This is a genomic window from Bacteroides sp. AF25-38AC (genome assembly GCF_003602995.1).
GTDB classification, from domain to species: domain Bacteria; phylum Bacteroidota; class Bacteroidia; order Bacteroidales; family Bacteroidaceae; genus Bacteroides; species Bacteroides uniformis.
In genome coordinates this window covers 176,654-196,381 of the sequence record NZ_QTMD01000002.1, presented here as the reverse complement: position 1 = coordinate 196,381, position 19,728 = coordinate 176,654, and the positions used below count along the sequence as shown (strand labels likewise).

At 40.4% G+C, this 19,728-nt stretch carries 17 protein-coding genes; all 17 read left to right on the top strand.

Annotated elements, in window-relative coordinates; genetic code table 11:
- The 17 genes from DWY55_RS02370 to DWY55_RS02290 all read left to right on the top strand — a co-directional run bounded on the left by DWY55_RS02370 (nucleotide 1) and on the right by DWY55_RS02290 (nucleotide 19,695).
- Nucleotides 1-555 (top strand): hypothetical protein, encoded by a 555-nt coding sequence (locus tag DWY55_RS02370; protein WP_117902192.1) that lies wholly within the window; start codon nucleotides 1-3, stop codon nucleotides 553-555.
- Between the two features lie 101 nt (nucleotides 556-656).
- The gene (locus DWY55_RS02365) at nucleotides 657-1,676 is read left to right on the top strand and encodes a sugar kinase (RefSeq protein WP_117902193.1); all 1,020 of its coding nucleotides are present in this window, start codon (nucleotides 657-659) and stop codon (nucleotides 1,674-1,676) included.
- 43 nt (nucleotides 1,677-1,719) lie between these two features.
- A complete protein-coding gene (locus DWY55_RS02360; RefSeq protein ID WP_118086601.1) occupies nucleotides 1,720-2,382 on the top strand; it encodes a bifunctional 4-hydroxy-2-oxoglutarate aldolase/2-dehydro-3-deoxy-phosphogluconate aldolase in 663 nt (220 codons plus the stop codon).
- 569 nt (nucleotides 2,383-2,951) lie between these two features.
- Nucleotides 2,952-4,922, top strand: coding sequence for a carbohydrate binding domain-containing protein (locus DWY55_RS02355; RefSeq protein WP_243633629.1), 1,971 nt, complete (start codon nucleotides 2,952-2,954; stop codon nucleotides 4,920-4,922).
- 5 nt (nucleotides 4,923-4,927) lie between these two features.
- A complete protein-coding gene (locus DWY55_RS02350; protein WP_118086588.1) occupies nucleotides 4,928-6,238 on the top strand; it encodes a hypothetical protein in 1,311 nt (436 codons plus the stop codon).
- A 390-nt stretch (nucleotides 6,239-6,628) separates the two neighbouring features.
- A complete protein-coding gene (locus DWY55_RS02345) occupies nucleotides 6,629-7,597 on the top strand; it encodes a family 16 glycosylhydrolase (RefSeq protein ID WP_117902196.1) in 969 nt (322 codons plus the stop codon).
- Nucleotides 7,598-7,641: 44 nt separating this feature from the next.
- On the top strand, nucleotides 7,642-8,133 hold the full coding sequence (locus DWY55_RS02340) for a carbohydrate binding domain-containing protein (protein ID WP_118086587.1): 492 nt from the start codon (nucleotides 7,642-7,644) through the stop codon (nucleotides 8,131-8,133).
- A 230-nt stretch (nucleotides 8,134-8,363) separates the two neighbouring features.
- Nucleotides 8,364-9,215 carry an Ig-like domain-containing protein gene (locus DWY55_RS02335; protein WP_118086586.1) on the top strand — a complete coding sequence of 284 codons (852 nt, stop codon included), beginning with the start codon at nucleotides 8,364-8,366 and terminating at the stop codon, nucleotides 9,213-9,215.
- Between the two features lie 54 nt (nucleotides 9,216-9,269).
- Entirely contained in the window at nucleotides 9,270-10,991 is a 1,722-nt protein-coding gene (locus DWY55_RS02330) for a fimbrillin family protein (protein ID WP_118419548.1), read from the top strand.
- Nucleotides 10,992-11,076: 85 nt separating this feature from the next.
- Nucleotides 11,077-11,859 (top strand): hypothetical protein, encoded by a 783-nt coding sequence (locus DWY55_RS02325; protein WP_118086584.1) that lies wholly within the window; start codon nucleotides 11,077-11,079, stop codon nucleotides 11,857-11,859.
- 229 nt (nucleotides 11,860-12,088) lie between these two features.
- Nucleotides 12,089-12,472 (top strand): L-rhamnose mutarotase, encoded by a 384-nt coding sequence (locus DWY55_RS02320; RefSeq protein ID WP_117902201.1) that lies wholly within the window; start codon nucleotides 12,089-12,091, stop codon nucleotides 12,470-12,472.
- 49 nt (nucleotides 12,473-12,521) lie between these two features.
- Nucleotides 12,522-13,454, top strand: a complete 933-nt coding sequence (locus DWY55_RS02315) for an aldo/keto reductase (RefSeq protein ID WP_117902216.1) — start codon at nucleotides 12,522-12,524, stop codon at nucleotides 13,452-13,454.
- 11 nt (nucleotides 13,455-13,465) lie between these two features.
- Nucleotides 13,466-14,389, top strand: a complete 924-nt coding sequence (locus DWY55_RS02310; RefSeq protein ID WP_117902215.1) for an amidohydrolase family protein — start codon at nucleotides 13,466-13,468, stop codon at nucleotides 14,387-14,389.
- Complete coding sequence (gene fucP, locus DWY55_RS02305; protein WP_118086583.1) at nucleotides 14,386-15,639, top strand: L-fucose:H+ symporter permease; 1,254 nt, start codon at nucleotides 14,386-14,388, stop codon at nucleotides 15,637-15,639. The genes DWY55_RS02310 and fucP overlap by 4 nt, the downstream gene beginning before the upstream one ends.
- 37 nt (nucleotides 15,640-15,676) lie before the next feature.
- Complete coding sequence (locus DWY55_RS02300; RefSeq protein WP_118086582.1) at nucleotides 15,677-16,693, top strand: zinc-binding alcohol dehydrogenase family protein; 1,017 nt, start codon at nucleotides 15,677-15,679, stop codon at nucleotides 16,691-16,693.
- A 29-nt stretch (nucleotides 16,694-16,722) separates the two neighbouring features.
- Complete coding sequence (locus DWY55_RS02295) at nucleotides 16,723-18,165, top strand: tagaturonate reductase (RefSeq protein WP_007560925.1); 1,443 nt, start codon at nucleotides 16,723-16,725, stop codon at nucleotides 18,163-18,165.
- A 42-nt stretch (nucleotides 18,166-18,207) separates the two neighbouring features.
- Nucleotides 18,208-19,695, top strand: coding sequence for a UxaA family hydrolase (locus tag DWY55_RS02290; protein ID WP_007560923.1), 1,488 nt, complete (start codon nucleotides 18,208-18,210; stop codon nucleotides 19,693-19,695).
- The last annotated feature ends 33 nt before the right edge of the window (nucleotides 19,696-19,728 follow it).

The following is a 19,728-nucleotide window of genomic DNA, read 5'->3' as shown; positions in this document are numbered from 1 at the left end:
ATGAATACCAAAAATAAAATATTTCAGGCATTGGCAATCTTATGCATGACTGTGTTGCTTTGGTCGTGTAAGAATGATGACTGGCATGCTGTTGAATTAGATAATACTCCGGTTTACGAACTATATGCATTAAAAGATGCCGAAACTAATCAACCGGTAAACATCAGCAAGTTTTCTGTCTATCGTGAAACTTTTGATCTGATAGTATGGCAGAACGATTTCCAGACATTGTGGATGAATAAAATAGAGTTCTTTGACGAGTCTAATGACCAACCAGACCAATTGCCGGAATGGTTGGAAATAGATCTTGATAAGGAAAAATATCTTACTTTCTCTTTTAATGAAGTCTTTGTAGTGACAGAAGAAATTCTGGATCCTGAAACAGGAGAAAAAGAGATTAAGGAAGTTGAGAAGAAGCGTATGTTTGTCTTCATGGGTAAGAAGGAGATTAATTCATCTGCCGGTTTCGGACATCTTACTGTTACCGAAGATGATGGAACTGTAGTAGAGTATATCGCAGGCTTGAATGATATATTGAAACCAGCTGATCAGTAGTAATTCACATAGGGAAGGTATATAATGCTTTTGTTATTGTGAAAGAAGTATTATCTACCTTCCTTTTTTTAGTATTGTGTTTATTAATAAAATATTATACGATGAAAATTGTAACTTTGGGAGAAATAATGCTCAGATTGTCCACTCCAGGCAATACACGTTTTGTTCAATCAGATTCTTTTGATGTCGTTTATGGTGGCGGTGAAGCAAATGTAGCTGTAAGTTGCGCAAACTACGGACATGAAGCTTATTTCGTTACTAAACTTCCCAAACACGAAATAGGGCAATCAGCAGTAAATGCACTTCGTAAATATGGTGTCAGAACTGACTATATAGCTCGTGGTGGTGACCGTATAGGTATATATTATCTTGAAACTGGAGCTTCTATGCGTCCAAGTAAAGTTATATACGACCGTGCAAATTCTGCAATATCTGAGGCAGAACCATGTGACTTTGACTTTGATGCTATTATGGAAGGAGCAGACTGGTTCCATTGGTCAGGTATTACCCCAGCCATTTCTGATAAAGCTGCCGAGTTGACTAAACTTGCTTGTGAGGCAGCTAAGCGTCATGGTGTTACAGTCTCCGTAGACCTTAATTTCCGCAAGAAGCTTTGGACTAAAGAAAAGGCTCAGTCCATTATGCGTCCATTGATGCAATATGTTGATGTATGTATTGGAAATGAAGAAGATGCAGAACTTTGTTTAGGATTTAAACCTGATGCTGATATAGAAGGAGGTAAAACAGATGCAGAAGGATACAAAGGTATTTTTACTGCAATGGCTAAAGAGTTCGGATTTAAATATGTTATCTCTACTTTGCGTGAATCATTCTCTGCTACACATAACGGGTGGAAAGCAATGATTTACAATGGTGAAGAGTTCTATACATCAAAACGTTACGACATTGATCCTATTATTGACCGTGTAGGTGGTGGAGATTCTTTTTCTGGTGGTATTATCCATGGCTTGCTTACTAAAGTAACTCAGGGTGAGGCTTTAGAGTTTGCAGTTGCAGCTTCGGCTTTAAAACATACCATCAATGGAGATTTCAATTTGGTATCTATTGAAGAAGTTGAAGCTTTGGCTGGTGGTGATGCAAGCGGACGTGTACAAAGATAATGCGAAAGATAGATTATTATATTTTAAAATTAAGATAATAGAAATGAGCAGATTTGATAAAGTAGCAGTCTTTAATAAAATTGCTTCAACCAGAATGGTTCCGGTATTCTACCATAAAGATGTGGAAATAGTAAAGAAAGTAGTAAAATCATGTTATGATGGTGGAGTTCGAGTTTTCGAATTTACAAACAGGGGAGATTTTGCACATGAGGTTTTTTGTGAAGTGGTAAAATATGCCGCAAAAGAATGTCCTGATATGGCTGTCGGAGTTGGTTCTGTTGTTGATTCTGCGACTGCTGCACTCTATATTCAACTTGGTGCAAGTTTTGTTGTAGGTCCATTGTTTAATCCTGAAATAGCAAAAATCTGTAACCGTCGTCTTGTTACTTATATGCCCGGATGTGGAACGGTGTCTGAAATAGGCTTCGCACAAGAGTCGGGATGCGATCTTTGTAAAGTATTTCCTGGCGATGTTTATGGCCCTAACTTTGTAAAAGGTATATTGGCACCAATGCCATGGTCTAAGCTTATGGTTACCGGTGGAGTTGAGCCGACAGAAGAAAATCTCAAATCATGGATTAAATCTGGAGTGTATTGTGTTGGTATGGGTTCTAAGCTCTTCCCAAAAGATGTTCTTGAAAAAGGAGATTGGGGTTATATAACCAATAAATGTCGTGAAGTTTTAAATTATATATCGGAATTTTAGTGATTATTTTTATCAGCACTGGTTATGGTTTGCTGGATTATAATTATATAAACCCCACCAGAATTTTTATTTTGGTGGGATTGTTTTTCTGGGCTATAGTATTAATCTTTTATATATTGCTATGATTTTTGGCCATCGTTCTTTTTCTGTAGTTCCCTAAGCCAAAATTTTATATCTGGACCTATGTAACAGTATATTCATTAAAGGCATCCTGCATACGTTCATATATTTGGCTGAGTGTTTCCGATATTTCCATTTTAACCAACTACTTTGTACTAACCATTGTTAATTTAATTCGCTGATTTTTAGTGTTTAATTAAATATTAATCGAAGTATTTATGAATAACAGCTTTACAAAATACCTATTAACAGGCTTTTTTCCCCTGTTTATAATACTACCGGTCCTAGCAGGCAGAGAAACTGGCAATTCTATAGTAACGGTAGATTATTATACTAAAAGATATTTGGGGAATGTATCATCATTGGACAGGAGTAAATATTTTAACATACATTCTATAGATGACAGCGATCCCGATATCAGTAGTTTTCTTAATAACTATGATGTAGGTTTGGGCAGATCTTTTTGGGGACCATATTCGTATGCATACAGCAAGACAAATGAAGTAGGTAAATATCCTCAGGTGAAACCTTACAGCGGAAGTATTTCTGTAAAAAGATATATAGCTACCGAGCATCCCAATATACAGACCATTCAAGGTGGAATTGACATTGAGGCTGCAGGCGTATGGGCAGCTGAGTACTATTCCAATAGTGAAAGAGCTCCTGAGTTCTTTGAACCACTCAACGAACCATTTGTTCATGCAGATGATGTGTACTTCACAATTAAAGGTCAGGCCATGCGTGAATTGATGACCGATTTTTATGCTTCAATAGGTAAGCATATACATAATAACCCACGCTTGAATGGAAAAATGAAGGTGATAGGTTATGCTGCTGCATATCCTGCTTGGGAAGACGGAAATTTCAATTACTGGAATACCCGAATGAAAATGTTTATTGACCGTGCCGGTGAATACATGGATGCGTTTTCCGTACACCTTTATGATGGTATAAACGTTACAGGGACTGATTCTAAACGCTCAGGAAGTAACTCTGAGGCTGTGCTTGATATGATTGAGGCATATACCTCCATCAGATTCGGCAGTCCGAAACCCCTTGTGTGCTCGGAATTTGGTGGAATAGACAATGAGTTTGATGACGAATTTTACCGTCCTTTGCAGAGTGTCAGGTCTGTGTCTTCTTTCAATCATTTTCTATTCAATCTTCTAGAGCGCCAGGATAATCTGCTTATAGCAATACCTTTCGTATCTGATAAGGCTGAGTGGCATATCACTGCTGCCAATAATTATAGCTCCTATTGTGCGGCATTATTCATACCGGACAATCCTCAGGACTTGAAGAATACAGAGTGGAAGCTGAATGACAAGAAATATTTCTTCGAACTTTGGAAAAATGTAAAGGGTGATCGTGTTGACATAACCAGCAATAATCCTGATATTCAGGTGCAGGCATTCAAGGACGGCGGCAGACTGTATATTGCCCTTGATAATCTTGATGATACCCCACAGACTGTATATCTGAACAATAAGAATAGCTGGAAGGATGTATCGAATGTCACAAAGCGTTCTTTATATGTTAATTACAACTCGGGTATAGAATATTCGGAACAGAATATCCCGTCCATTCCGGAAAGTGTTTCCATAATCCCCAATCAGACCATTATTCTTGTGGCTGATGTAGCGTCAGCGGGATATACCAATTCCATTATCAGGAAAAAATATTACAGCAGTGAGTATCTGAAACCAATTTCCGCTGGATCGTCCCTTTCGTTCCCTTTCACGGGAATAAAGTCAGGTTCGGGTAGAGCATGTCTGCGAATGTCAATAGGTCGTCCTGTCTCAGCTTCCAGAAAGCCGGTGGTGAAGATTAACGGTACCGCTGTGAGTGTTCCCGACAACTGGAAGGGCTATAACCAGAGCAATCGCAGTATATTTTTCGGTATGATAGAAGTGCCGTTCGACATACAGTTGCTGAGGAATGGTGATAATAATGTCGATGTCACCTTTTCCGACGGAGGAGGTCACGTATCGTCCATGATTCTTCAAGTTGAGAAATATACTGTCTCTACCTTACAGAATGGAACCTTCAGCGATGGACTTTCGGCATGGCAGCCATTAAGCAAGCGTGGAACCGTGTCTGTCAAGACTGACAATGCAGGTAATAATGCAGCCTGTATATCCGGTCATGCAGGACTAATGCAGAGGGTCGACATGGAGAGTGGCAGGACTTATCGCTTCTTGGCCGATGTAAAGACCGAAGGTGCATGTAAGTTAAAGGTTCTGATACAGGATATGCCATCAGGAACGATATGTGAAAAAGAATTTTCTTCTCCCGGCAATTATAAAGCCGTATCTTTCGATTTCAATTCTTCAGGAAAAAAAGTAGGGTGTGCCATTGTGTGCGAAGGGCAGAACGACTTGGCTTGGATTGATAATATTGTCTTATTACCACAAAACTGATTATTATGAGGAATTTTATTAGCTTTTATATTCTGATTATTATGTGCTTCCCGTTCATCTCGTGCAAGGATGACACTGAGATTGCTGATTTCGAAGTCTCAGAAGTGGGGTTCGACGCGAAGTTGCGCGATGTCCTGATTCAGAAAGGTTTCAGTTTCAATGAAAACGGAGAACTGATTTGTGACAATCAGGTTCTCAATACCACTTCTTTGAACTTGAGCAGATGCGGACTTACATCGATAAGTGGCCTGAGGAGTTTCCCTTCTCTCATAGAGGTAAACCTTGAGTATAACGACTTCACTGTATTTGACTTTGGTGATTTGCCCGAAGAGATAAAGTCGGTAGCTTTACGCGGCAATGACGGTATTACTTCATATGTCAATCTTATGTCGGCCGACGGTACTACGGCTCTTTGCAGGAGTCTTACATATCTGAAGTTGCCTTATTTTGCAAAATGGAACACTGATGTCATTCCTGCATTCTACAAAGCTATGTCAAATAAATGTCTGGTAGTTATGTCGGATCAGGATGGAAATTACACTGAATATTCCATAAACAGAAAGATTCCGGACCCTATGCTTCGCTTGTATCTTTACAAAAATTTCCCGTCAGTGTTTGTCTCCTCCTCGGAGATTGATGTTACAAAGAGGATAACCGAAGGGAACGACTTGATAATCCTGTCGCAGACAGCCAACCTTGAGGGCGTGGAGTATATATTATCAAATCCGGGCTTCAGAGGAAAAGTAGATATCTCGGGAGTGAAGTCCCAACATTATTCTATGTCGTATGTCAAACCATCGGCTGGAGTTTCAAGCTTTTCTATTTCTAATATTGATACGCCATTAGGGATGGATTTAAGTTCTGCTTCATCATTGAAGGTACTTAGCGTGGAGGATAACAGCTTGCTTCAGACGCTAGTTATTCCATCCGTTATACTGCATGATGATGTGAGTGAAACTTCGATATTTTGCAGTGAGATTTATATATCCGGTTGCCCTTCATTGGAGAGTGTATCTCTTCAGACCGCCAATAGCGGGAATATGATAGGGAAATTGCATTTCGCAAATCTTCCGGCACTTGATTGTCTTGATGTATCTACAGTGGGAGCTGTAAATACAGTCGTTCTGACTGACGTAAACTCAGACATAGGTAGTATGCTCCTGCCGACTGAGCTTACAGCGTTTCTTGACGGGACAGGACGTTTTTCGTCTACATCACAGATTGCACTGTGTATAGATCATCCCAAAGCATCGTCATTCAAGGAATATTGTAAAAATGTTGCAGATATTATAGATGTGAGCTTTTTTTATAAATAGATTTTTTGTGTTTTATTTTTGTCTTTTTGAGAAATGTGTTCTTCTCAGAGCACATCTTTTTTAGGGGTAGTAATATATTTGTTTAGAACGTAGGCAATTTTAACCTTAAACTTGCCCGCATTTTTTCGATTGATTTTTTCTCTTTTCATGTCGTGAAAATTTTCTCAAACAGTAGCTATTATGTAAATATACTTGTGGTCTGGTATTATTCTTTTGTCAGGTTTTGTAAATCATAGCAAATCGTAAAACAATTGTTTTAAGGAGTGAAATTATTGTGTATTAGAGGGTGGTGGAATTTTACCCCACCTTTTACGATGTAAATCCCCCTTATTGCTTTCATGAAACTTAAATACTTTTGTCATGTAACAAAAAATCTAAAACTACAAAGTTATGAGAAAAGCAGTATCGTGTTTATTTGCCGCATCTTTAGTCTTATCATCTTATGCTATAAATAATAATGATAAGGAATATTATTTAGCTGAAGAGCATATCAAGAATTTGCCCGAGGCTCCTAAAGGTTATAAATGGGTAGTTAACGAGGATTATACAGATGAATTCAATGGCAGACGTTTAAGTGCTTCAAAATGGCATGCGAAAAGTCCTTATTGGACTAATGGTCGTCCGCCTGCAACATTTAAGGCCGAAAACGTGAGTGTCAAGAAAGGTTGTCTTCGTATAACCAATACAGTTTTGTCGCCAACGGAAGGACTTGACGGAAAACCGGGTGATAAATATAGCCTTGCCGGTGGGGCGGTTGCTTCTGTAAAGAACCAGGCTCACTATGGATATTATGAGACAAGGATGAAGGCTTCGCTCACTACCATGTCCTCTACTTTCTGGCTTTCCAATCGTCCCGTTGAAAAGAAAATAATTAAAGATGGTAAGGAAATAAGAACTTGGAGCAGTCAGGAACTGGATATTATCGAGACTATGGGGGTGATAGGAACTGTTAATCCGGATAACCCATGGAATAAAAAATGGAATATGCAGATGAATAGTAATGCTCATTACTGGTATCAGGAACAGGGAGGAAAAAGAACGAGTTATACTTCAAACCGTTCGGATGTAGAGTCTTATGAAACTGACCCTTCGGCAGAAGACTTTCATACCTACGGATGTTGGTGGGTAGATGCAAATACCGTGAAATTCTATTATGACGGTAAATATATGTACACTATCAAACCGACAACAGAATTTACAGATACTCCTTTTGATAGACCAATGTTCATACATATAGTTACAGAAACATACGACTGGGAGCCTAAAGTTCCTACAGAAGATGATTTGAAGGACAAAGAAAAAAGTACAACCTATTATGACTGGGTCAGAGCTTATAAGTTGGTGCCAATAGAAGAGTGATTCTAATAAATACATTAAGTCTTAAATTTTAAAACCTTAGAAAAATGAAAAAAGAAATTTTAGCAATGATGGCTTGCGGAATGATGATGACTTCTGCATACGCTCAGGAATTCAAAAATGGTGATTTTGAAACAGGTGACTTGACAGGATGGCAGGTATGGGAAAATAAGACCAACGATATCGTTGATGTCAAGAAAGCACATAGTGGCAATCATGCCGTAGAAGTGAGAGTCGGAATGTGGCAACAGTTTAATATTACATACGAAGCAGGCGCCGAATATGAAATTACTGGTTATACCAAGTATATATGGGGTGAGCAGCCTTTCTTCCGTATGGAATATTATAATCCTGATTCAGGCCAACTTGAAGAAATTGCAATTTCTAATGTGAAGAAAGACCGTAAGAACTATCAGGAAACAAAAGTGAAATTCAAACTGAAAGAAAACGGTTATGTATATCGTTTTACTATGGTGCCTGGATTGGGAAATGGTGGCGCTGTACTGTTTGACGATGTGAAAATTGAAAAAGTTAAATAATTTTTTAGGTGTTAAATTATAGATTCGGTAATTAGATTTAGTTGTTTATTTATTGTGATTGAAGATAGTAAATCAGAAATATATGTCCTAAAGTGATGGCATCTTTTTCTGATTCCGTATTTAATAAGGGTGAATTGTTTTGTTTTCAGGATGTTAAGGCATATCAGGGGCTTTCTCTTTTATGCCTTTTATACTAAAGATTTTTGGTTTGACTTTAAACAATATGAATTATGGTTAATATAAAACCAAGAGATCTGTCTGTGCGTAACTTGCTGATATTTCTATGCTTTCAGCTTATGATTATTTCATGTGAAAAAGACGTTGCTTCGTTAGAAGGAGGTGACGGTACGCCAGCAGAGAATATAAAAATAGAATATGTAGTTTATAAAGCTGGGCAGACGGATAATATGCCTGTTAGTATGATTGATTTACCATATGGAGAAACAGTGGAATTGGGTATAAATATAACCAGAGACAATTTCCCTTATACCGGTTATAAGTCAATAGTATGGGGAACTTCATTCCCAGATGTATTGGAAATTACACCTTCGGATGATAAATACAGATGTACTGTAAAGGCTAAGAAAAGCGGTAGGAATTCAAATATAGGTGTGTCTGTTGATACTGGTAATGGTATTAAAAGTGCCGCATGTATGGTGGCTGTGCCCGTGGTGCCTGCTGAAAAAGTTGAAATTGCAGTAACCGATGATATAGAGGTGGATGAAAACGGCAACAAATCGTTGAAACTTGACTTTGGAAGAGATAAGGCATATCAGCTGCAAATAGCTGTAGAACCTGATTATTCTACCGATAATAAGGTGGAATGGAAATCTTCAAATCCTGATGTGGCAACTATTGATAAGGATGGATGGATTACTACATACAATAAGGCCGGTGAGACTGTCATTACTGCTAAGCATATACCTGCTGTGGTATCAAGATTTTCAAGAAGTGGCGAAGAACATGAAGGAGAAACGCTGATGTCGATTACTCTGACCGTGGTTCCTACTATAGATTCCGATTTGACTGATGGTGAACACGGAGGTTTCGAGAACGATGGAACTGAATGGAAGCCGGATTAAAAAAATAAGAAAATACAAGTGATGTGATTTTTTAATTAATAAAATTGTTTAATCATGAAAAATACAATGCTTTTTTGTGGATTTACATTGATGACTATTGTAATGTTCCAGTCTTGTACAAAAGATGAATTGTCTAATTTAAATACAGTAAGTAGTCCACAGGAAATGACTTTTATTGCAGGTACGTCTTCAAGCCGTACTTCTTTACAGAATGGAACTCAGGTATGGTGGACCGCCGGTGATGCTATCAATATCTTCTCTGGTGCTGAAAACAATAAATTTACTACTGCAGAAGGTGGAAAATCTATTGTTACATTTACGGGAAAGGCTACTCCTGCCGATTCATATACTGCTCTTTATCCTTATAATGCTGAGGCTTTGATTTTAGATGGCGCTGTTACTACTACACTTCCAGCAGCTCAGACGGCTCCGGTTTGGGGATTCGATGCAAAAGCAAACATCTCTTTTGCTACCGCAACAGACGAAAACAAATCGCTGTCGTTTCAAAACACTTGTGGATTGATTAGGTTTAAAAATAATCTGACTGACCTTACAGCTATTAAGCTTACTGCTCAAGGAGTAAATATTGCCGGAAACGTAAAAATTGATGCTTCTGGAAATCTGACAGTGGAATCCGGTTCTAACGTAATAACACTATCTGCTAAAGAGGGAACATTTGTCGGTCCTAATGATGCTAATGCCAATGCAAAGGAATACTCAATGGTTGTACCTCCTGTGACATTTACTGGTGGATTTACCTTGGAATTGTCAAAGACTTCTGGTAATGAAACTTATACATTCAGTGGCGAAAACCTGACTATTACTAAAGGTCAGATTGTAACAATTGAATTGAAAGAAGGCGGTCAGCCTCCTGTAGTTGAAGAACAAACAACTGCTATTGTAGCAAGTGCACAAGAAATTGTTACAGATCCTACTACCGGTAACGACCGTGTAGTTCTTACACTTGATAAGGATGTTGCCGGTACATTCACTGAAGCAGTAAAAAGTGCTTTTAAAGTATCGGTTGCTGGAGTAGAAATACCAGTTTCTTCAGGTACAGTGTCAGGAAAAAATATTACTCTTACTTTAGGTGATAAGATTTATAGTAATGATGAACAGATTACAGTTATTTATAATACAGACTATGCTGTCGGTGATTTGACAACAGCTGAAAATGGTAAAACTGCAAATATCAAAATCGAGTCAGCAACTGTAAACTTGGCACATAACACAACATGGGAGCTTAATTTCGCTGATATCGCTGCTGCCGGTGATTTCTACGATCCATCTACATTAGAAGGTGTTGCTTCTGTAACAGAAGACGGTATCTTGAATGTGTCAGCTCCAACAGGAGGTAAAAAATACATCTCTAAGGAATTCAAATTGCGTACAACAGCCAATTATAAATTTGAATGCGAGTATGTAACTGCCGGTGATCCTGCTCTTACAGTACGTTTTGCAGATCCAGTAGCAACATCCAACAAAGATATTTTTAAGGTATGGATTAAAGATGGTGTAAGCCCTGAAAATTTGGTTTCTGACTATAATGTGATAACAGCAGAAGGTAAATGGTATATGAATTCTCAAGGTGCAGGAAATGTCAGTGATGCCCCAACTGTTGGTAAATTCTCAATTGAACATGCCAATGGCGGAGCCCAGATTAAAGCTATCAGACTTATTGAAACAGAAAACAGACCGGACAGCAAAGCGGATGCTAGTTTTAATGGAACACATGGAGAATATACCAATAATAATGTAACTTGGACTAAGCAATAATCGTAAGAAAATGAGGGGGATTAGTCTTCCTCATTTTTTATACGAATATTTAAAACTTTTTGAACAATAAATCAGTTCATACTGTATGACTTGTAATATAGGTAAAAAGAAATTTCTTATCAGGAAAATATTTACAATCGCTCTTTGGGTTTTTATGGGTGTAGTGAATGCGCAGGCTCAGCTTCACATGAAAACCACTCTACAGAACATGATTCTCTGGCGTGGTATTGAAGTGGCTGACGGACTGATTCTGTCATCCGATTTATCTGTTTCCGATCCATCAGGAATGTTTGCTGCCGGTTTTCTTGGCGGGGCAAACACTAAGGGGAGTTATAAGGAGCTGAGCCAGTATATTGCATATACTCATGGCAGGTTTCAGATAAAGGTTATAGATACATATAATTTCTCTCCCGGGGTTACATATAATAATAATGAGTTCTTCAACTATAAGCCTGATGAAACTGGGCGTTTTATGGATCTAATGGTTAATTATACAGGTAATAGGAAATTTCCGCTGGAGCTAAGTCTCTCTACACTTATTTACGGTCGCGACAGAGATCTGTACAACAGCAAGAATATATACTCCAGTTTCGTTTATGTGGGCTATACCATCTATCAGAATGAAAAGCTGAAGGTTGGTTCGGGCGTTGGAACAGCTTTCGCATTGAGAAACTCAAGAAATGAGAGTGGGGAAATGGTAAACAGAACCATGTATGCCGAATCGGCAGGTATTACTCAGGTTTCTTTGAATGTCATTTATAAGTTACAGATAATGGAATATGAAATTCCATTGACAGTGATGACCTACTGGAATCCGAAATCCAACCAGGGATTTTTCTATACAGGTATGCAGTTCAATTTGTTTTGATTTATATAAAGTTTGGGATAACTTTTTTATTTCCTCATGAGGGGTAAAAATGTCGAAAAAGAGGGGGTATAATATCTCCTCTTTCTTTTTTGAAAATCTCCTCTGTCCATCTGTAGAATACTTTATAGTTTAGCATCGTCGAAAGGGAAACAGCAGTGATGAAAATAGAACTGGCATACTAACAATAATAATATCAAAATATAATTAACATCAATAATATAATAATATCATGAAGACAGAAGGATATAAAGTAAAAAGCTATTCTCAGCCTGTGAAGAGATATTGTCAGACTTTGAGTCTGCGTGACAATCCGGAATTGATTGAAGCTTACAGGAAGGCTCACAGTAAGGAAGAGGCATGGCCTGAGATACGTGCCGGAATACGTGAGGTGGGAATTCTGGAAATGGAAATATACATATTGGGGTCTAAACTTTTTATGATAGTGGAAACTCCTCTGAATTTTGACTGGGATACAGCAATGGCAAAGCTTGCCACTCTGCCTCGTCAGGCCGAATGGGAGGAATATGTAGCAAAATTCCAGCAGTGTGCCGAGGGAGCCACATCGGACGAGAAATGGCAGATGATGGAACGCATGTTCTATCTGTATGAATAATAAGAAGAATAAACAGAGTAAAAAATTAACCTTTAAATTATTTATCAAAATGGAATATCGTGAATTGGGAAAGACAGAACTGAAAGTGCCTGTATTGAGTTATGGTGCATCTTCGTTGGGTGGAGTTTTTCATTCTATTAAAGAAAGTGATGCTATACAGTCTGTTTTTACAGCAGTAGAACATGGACTGAACTTTATTGATGTTTCTCCATATTACGGGCATTATAAGGCAGAAACAGTATTGGGTAAGGCTCTCAAGGAGTTGCCAAGAGAATCGTTCATACTTTCTACCAAGGTGGGACGTTATGGCAAGGATGGTGTGAATACATGGGACTATTCAGGCAAGCGCGCACAAGAAAGTGTATACGAAAGTATGGAAAGGCTCAATATCGACCATATCGACCTTATCAATGTTCACGATGTGGAGTTCTCGGATATGAATCAGGTAGTGAACGAGACATTGCCTGCACTGGTGGAACTGAGGGAAAAAGGAATTGTCGGACATGTAGGTATAACTGACCTTCAGCTTGAAAACTTGAAATGGGTTATTGATCATGTAGCTCCAGGTACAGTAGAGACAGTGCTGAACTTCTGTCACTATTCGCTGAACGATGATAAGCTTGTTGATTTCCTCGATTATTTCGATGAAAAGGGTGTAGGAGTGATAAACGCTTCACCATTTGGTATGGGACTTCTCACACAGAGAGGTGTTCCTGAATGGCATCCGGCCCCAAAATCACTGATTGAGGCATGTGCAAAGGCTGCGAAGTATTGTGCGGAACAGGGATATCCTATCGAGAAGCTTGCAGTGCAGTTCTCTGTTAGTAACCCAAGAATACCTACAACACTGTTTAGTTCGGCAAAATCAGAATCTGTACTTCAGAATATAAAATACATTGAGGAACCTATTGACTGGAGTCTTGTGGAAAAGGTTAAGGAGATAATAGGCGATCAGCAAAGAGTAAGTTGGGCAAATTCATAAATACTGTTGCTATGGATTATACAATAATTGACGCTCACTCACATCTGTGGCTTTATCAGGATACTGAAGTAGATGGCCTGAAAATAAAAACTACAGAGAATGGCCAATCATTGTTTATGGGGGAGGTGAGACAAATGCTCCCCCCTTTTATGATAGACGGAAGAAATACGGCAGAGGTTTTTCTAGCAAATATGAACTATGCTCAGGTTGGCGGAGCAGTTGTCACGCAGGAGTATATCGATGGCATACAGAATGACTATCTACTAGAGGTCATGACAAATTATCCCGACAGGTTTTTCGTGTGCGGTATGTGTGAATTCAGGAAGCAGGGTTACTTTAATCAGGCTGTTGAACTTATAGACAAAGGGTTTAAGGCCATAAAGATTCCAGGACACCGTCTGCAGCTAAAGGACGGAAGGGTGATGCTCAATTCGGACGAAATGATGAAGATGTTTCATCTAATGGAAGATAAGGGAGTGATTCTTTCCATAGATATGATAGAGGGAGACCTCCAGGTTGGCGAGATGGAAGAAATCATTTCAGAATGTCCGGGTTTGAAGATAGCTATCGGTCATTTCGGCATGGTTACAAAACCGGACTGGAAGAAGCAGATAATGCTTGCCCGACATAAAAATGTAATGATTGAGTCTGGCGGTATCACATGGCTGTTCAATGACGAGTTCTATCCGTTCAACGGTGCTATAAGGGCCATCAACGAAGCTGCCGATCTTGTCGGTTTCGAGAAACTGATGTGGGGTTCCGACTATCCGCGCACAATTACAGCCATCACCTACAAGATGTCGTACGACTTTGTGATTAAATCAAAAGAATTGGAAGAGAGGAGCAAAAAACTTTTCTTGGGCGAGAATGCGAAAGCCTTCTACGGTTTCAAGAATCTGCCTGAGTTACCTTATATTAAAAACATGTCAGAATGAAAAACAAATATTTTATACCGCTTTTACTGATATTCAGCTTGTTCTTCATGTGGGCTATCAGCAGTAACCTGTTGCCTACAATGATTAGGCAGTTGATGAAAACCTGTGAGTTGAATGCCTTTGAGGCTTCGTTCACAGAAGCTGCCTATTGGCTGGCCTACTTTCTGTTTCCCATACCGATAGCTATGTTTATGAAACGTTTCAGCTATAAGTCTGGTATAATTGTCGGTCTCATTCTTGCAGCCATCGGAGGTCTGCTTTTCTTTCCTGCAGCCGAGATTAAGGAATACTGGGCATATCTTGTAATCTTCTTCATTATGGCAACGGGAATGTGTTTCCTTGAGACGGCTGCCAATCCGTATGTGACAGCTTTGGGTACGCACGACACTGCTTCGAGAAGACTGAATCTTGCACAGTCGTTCAACGGACTTGGTGCTTTTATCTCCGCAATGTTTCTGAGCAAGCTTATACTTACCGGACAGAACTATACGCGCGAAACGCTGCCTGCCGACTTCCCAGGAGGCTGGGAAGAATTTATTCAAATGGAGACAGATTCCATGAAGATGCCTTATCTGATTCTTGCCGTGCTGCTGATTATTCTTGCTGTGGTGTTTGCACTGTATAAGCTTCCTGATATTGACAAGGAGGAGTCACACGGTGAGAAAGGCAAACTTATCAACTTTTCAGTGTTGAAACGTAAGCATCTGAGATGGGGAGTCATAGCACAGTTCTTCTATAACGGAGGACAGACAGCTATTAACAGTCTGTTCTTAGTTTACTGCTGCATGTATGCAGGTCTGCCAGAGGATGAGGCAACCACATTTTTCGGACTGTATATGTTAGCTTTCCTTGCCGGCAGATGGATAGGTACTATGCTCATGGCGAAATTCAGGCCTCAGGATATGCTGCTTACATACGCTATAGTAAATATCATACTGTGTGGAGTGATTATCATGTTCGGTGGTATGACAGGGCTCTATGCCATGATTGCAGTGTCGTTTTTCATGTCAATCATGTATCCTACTCAGTTCTCACTTGCACTCCGGGACCTTGGCGAGGATACCAAGAGTGGTTCGGCATTCCTTGTAATGGCTATTATAGGTAATGCATGTATCCCACAGTTTACCGCATTTGTGATGAATCATAACGCGGATTTCTATCAGGTGGCATATATAATACCTCTGATATGTTTCTTCTTTACAGCATATTATGGCTGGAAAGGTTATAAGATAGAGAAAAAACATCATTAAAATAATACAATAACAAATTTAAATAAATACATAGATTATGAAAGCTGTACAAATTACTGAAGCCGGAAAGGTTCAAGTAGCTGATATAGTTAAACCAACACTTGGAGCCGGAGAAATTTTACTTCGTATCAAATATGTCGGATTCTGTGGTTCCGACCTTAATACTTACCTTGGAAGAAATCCTATGGTCAAGATGCCTGTTATCCCGGGACATGAAGTGGGTGCTGTGATAGAGGAAATAGGCGAAGGCGTTCCTGCCGGTTTCGAGAAGGGAATGAACGTGACTGTAAATCCATATACCAACTGCGGAAAGTGTGCCTCATGCCGCAACGGACGTGTCAATGCCTGCGAACACAACGAGACTTTGGGCGTTCAGCGTAACGGTTCGATGCAGGAGTTCCTTGTCCTCCCTTGGACAAAGGTTATTCCGGCTACCGGCCTCTCGGATAAGGAATGTGCATTGATTGAGCCTATGAGCGTAGGTTTCCATGCCGTCTCAAGAGCACAGGTAACTGACATTGATACTGTGGCCGTGATAGGTTGCGGAATGATTGGACTTGGTGCCATAGTAAGGGCATCGCTTCGTGGAGCAAGAGTAATAGCCATGGATATTGATGACGAGAAACTTGAACTGGCAAAACGTCTCGGTGCATCGATGGTTATCAATTCTAAGACAGAAAATGTGGTTGAAAGAGTAAGGGAACTTACTGACGGTTATATGGCTGATGTGGTGATAGAAGCTGTGGGCAGTCCTGTCACATACGTAACTGCCATTGATATTGTTGCTTTCACAGGTCGTGTGGCATGTATAGGCTATGCCAAGAGTGAAGTGGCTTTCCAGACAAAATATTTTGTTCAGAAGGAACTCGACATACGCGGTTCGCGCAATGCAATGCCTGAGGATTTCCGTGCCGTGATACATTATCTTCAGAATGGAAATTGCCCGATGAACGAACTTATCTCTGCCGTAGTGAAACCTGAAGAGGCAGGTGAGGCTCTGCAGAAATGGTCGGAAAATCCAGGTAAGGTATTCAGAATGTTGGTTGAATTTTAATTTTATCAATTTTAATTTTTGACATTACAATGAAAGCTTTAAATAATAAGACTGCAGTAAAGGCAGTACGTCCGGAACGTATCATACAGTTTGGTGAAGGCAATTTCCTTCGTGCGTTCGTTGACTGGATTATCTCGAATATGAATGAAAAGACTGATTTCAACAGCAGTGTTGTTGTGGTGCAACCTATAGATAAAGGTATGGTTGATGCCCTCAATGCTCAGGACTGTCTTTATCATGTCAATCTTCAGGGACTTAACAATGGCGAGGTGGTGAACTCATTCAGAATGATTGATGTCATCAGCCGTGCCCTGAATCCATATAGCCAGTATAATGATTTCATGGCACTGGCAGAACAGCCTGAGATGAGATTCGTAATCTCGAACACTACTGAAGCAGGTATCAACTTCGATCCGTCGTGCAAGCTCGAAGATGCTCCTGCAAACTCTTATCCGGGCAAGCTGACACAGTTGCTTTATCACAGATTCAAACATTTCAACGGCGACAAGTCGAAAGGACTTATCATCTTCCCATGCGAGCTTATCTTCCTCAACGGTCACAAACTGAAGGAAACAATCTATCAGTATATTGAATTGTGGAACCTTGGTGAAGAGTTCAAGTCATGGTTTGAAACAGTATGTGGTGTATATGCCACACTGGTGGACCGCATCGTACCGGGATTCCCTCGTAAAGACATAGATAACATAAAAACTAAACTAGACTTTGATGACAATTTAGTTGTACAGGGTGAGGCTTTTCATCTGTGGGTAATCGAAGCACCGGAATCGGTTGCCGAAGAATTTCCTGCAAACAAGGCGGGGCTGAACGTTCTGTTCGTCCCGTCGGAGGAGCCATATCATGAACGCAAGGTGACTCTCCTGAACGGTCCTCACACTGTATTGTCGCCGGTGGCATTCCTTTCGGGCGTCAATATCGTGAGAGATGCTTGCCGGCATGAGGTGATAGGTAAGTTCATCAAACGTGTGATGTTCGACGAGCTGATGGAAACCCTTAACTTACCGAAAGAAGAACTTAAGAAGTTTGCAGATGACGTTCTTGAACGTTTCAACAATCCTTTCGTGGATCATCAGGTGACATCAATCATGCTTAACTCATTCCCTAAGTATGCCACACGCGACCTTCCGGGAGTGAAGGAATATCTGAAACGTAAGGGTGTTCTTCCTGAAGGACTCGTCCTCGGTCTTGCAGCCATCATAGTATACTACAAAGGTGGAAAGCGTGCCGATGGTGTAGAGATAGTTCCTAACGATGCACCGGAAATCATGGCGATGCTTACAAGTTTGTGGAACGATGGCTCGGTAGAAAATCTTGTGAAGACAGTTCTCGCCGATACTTCCATCTGGGGTGAAGACCTTAATACCATCCCGGGACTGGCAGACCGTGTAATTTACTATATCAACAAAATCCAGAGCGAAGAAATGCTTCAGACAGTAAAAGACCTTGTAGATTGATACTTCTACCTGTATTCTTCAATTTATAAATGTTAGTTTGTTATGACTGAATATATCCAGATAAACCCTGCGGACAATGTGGCTGTGGCACTGCACCCATTGTCCAAGGGTACTATAATAGAGGTAAACGGCAATTTTATAGAACTGGCTGAGGATATACCTGCCGGTCATAAGATTGCCTTGAAGGATTTTGCAGAAGGTGATATGGTGATAAAATACGGTTTCCCTATATCGCACACTGTGAAAGAAGTCAGGAAAGGACATCTGCTGAACGAGAAAACTGTTAAGACTAACCTTTCCGGTCTGAGTACATATACTTACACTCCGAAGTTCGAGAAACAGACTTTTTCGAACGAGAACCGTACATTCAAAGGATATTTGCGTGCCAACGGAGAAGCCGGCATACGTAATGAGATATGGATTATCCCTACGGTGGGTTGCGTGAACGGAATAGCAAACCAGTTGGCCGAGCAGCTTCGCAAGGAAACAGATTGCGAGGGGGTTGACTCCATTATATCTTTCCCTCATAACTACGGATGCTCGCAGTTGGGTGACGACCATGAGAATACCCGTAAGATATTGCGCGACATGGTCCTTCACCCCAATGCCGGAGCTGTCCTTGTCGTAGGTCTTGGCTGTGAGAACAACCAGCCTGATGCCTTTCGCGAGTTTATAGGTGACTATGATACCCAAAGGATCCGTTTCCTTGTTTCTCAGAAAGTAGATGATGAGATAGAAGAGGGTATGAAACTTCTTCGTGAGATGTATGCCATAGCCAGGGAAGACAAGCGGACTGATGTCCCCCTGTCAAAACTGCGTATAGGACTCAAGTGCGGCGGGTCTGACGGACTGTCCGGTATCACGGCCAATCCGATGCTTGGGGTGTTCTCTGACTATCTTGTTGCCCAGGGTGGGACAACAGTCCTCACGGAGGTACCTGAAATGTTCGGAGCCGAGACACTGCTCATGAACCGTTGCCGTACGCAGGAGATATTCGACGATACAGTGACCATGATAAACGACTTCAAGAACTACTTCATCTGCAATGACCAGCCTATATATGAAAATCCTTCGCCGGGAAACAAGGCGGGAGGTATTTCTACACTTGAGGAGAAATCATTGGGATGTACACAGAAGTCGGGAAGCTCGATGGTGGAGGATGTTCTGAAATATGGCGACCGTGTCACAACACACGGACTTAATCTGTTGAGCGCACCGGGCAACGACCTTGTGGCAAGTACGGCTCTTGCTTCTGCCGGATGCCATATCGTACTGTTCACAACAGGTCGAGGAACACCGTTCGGAACATTCGTTCCAACCGTGAAGGTATCGACCAACACACCGCTGTACGAGCAGAAACATACGTGGATTGATTTCAATGCCGGAACTCTGGTAGAGGGAGAAAGCATGGAATCTTTAAGCAGACGTTTTATAGACTTTGTGGTGGAAGTGGCAAGCGGAAAGCAGGCACTGAACGAAAAGAAGGGATACCGGGAAATAGCTATCCTTAAGCAAGGAGTAACTTTATAAAATGTTTTATTTTTTTTAATGATGAAACTCTCC

Coding starts and splice junctions, on each gene's coding strand:
- DWY55_RS02370 (WP_117902192.1), top strand. CDS start 1: ATGAATACCAAAAATAAAATATTTCAGGCATTGGCAATCTTATGCATG.
- DWY55_RS02365 (WP_117902193.1), top strand. CDS start 657: ATGAAAATTGTAACTTTGGGAGAAATAATGCTCAGATTGTCCACTCCA.
- DWY55_RS02360 (WP_118086601.1), top strand. CDS start 1,720: ATGAGCAGATTTGATAAAGTAGCAGTCTTTAATAAAATTGCTTCAACC.
- DWY55_RS02350 (WP_118086588.1), top strand. CDS start 4,928: ATGAGGAATTTTATTAGCTTTTATATTCTGATTATTATGTGCTTCCCG.
- DWY55_RS02345 (WP_117902196.1), top strand. CDS start 6,629: ATGAGAAAAGCAGTATCGTGTTTATTTGCCGCATCTTTAGTCTTATCA.
- DWY55_RS02340 (WP_118086587.1), top strand. CDS start 7,642: ATGAAAAAAGAAATTTTAGCAATGATGGCTTGCGGAATGATGATGACT.
- DWY55_RS02335 (WP_118086586.1), top strand. CDS start 8,364: ATGGTTAATATAAAACCAAGAGATCTGTCTGTGCGTAACTTGCTGATA.
- DWY55_RS02330 (WP_118419548.1), top strand. CDS start 9,270: ATGAAAAATACAATGCTTTTTTGTGGATTTACATTGATGACTATTGTA.
- DWY55_RS02325 (WP_118086584.1), top strand. CDS start 11,077: ATGACTTGTAATATAGGTAAAAAGAAATTTCTTATCAGGAAAATATTT.
- DWY55_RS02320 (WP_117902201.1), top strand. CDS start 12,089: ATGAAGACAGAAGGATATAAAGTAAAAAGCTATTCTCAGCCTGTGAAG.
- DWY55_RS02315 (WP_117902216.1), top strand. CDS start 12,522: ATGGAATATCGTGAATTGGGAAAGACAGAACTGAAAGTGCCTGTATTG.
- DWY55_RS02310 (WP_117902215.1), top strand. CDS start 13,466: ATGGATTATACAATAATTGACGCTCACTCACATCTGTGGCTTTATCAG.
- fucP (WP_118086583.1), top strand. CDS start 14,386: ATGAAAAACAAATATTTTATACCGCTTTTACTGATATTCAGCTTGTTC.
- DWY55_RS02300 (WP_118086582.1), top strand. CDS start 15,677: ATGAAAGCTGTACAAATTACTGAAGCCGGAAAGGTTCAAGTAGCTGAT.
- DWY55_RS02295 (WP_007560925.1), top strand. CDS start 16,723: ATGAAAGCTTTAAATAATAAGACTGCAGTAAAGGCAGTACGTCCGGAA.
- DWY55_RS02290 (WP_007560923.1), top strand. CDS start 18,208: ATGACTGAATATATCCAGATAAACCCTGCGGACAATGTGGCTGTGGCA.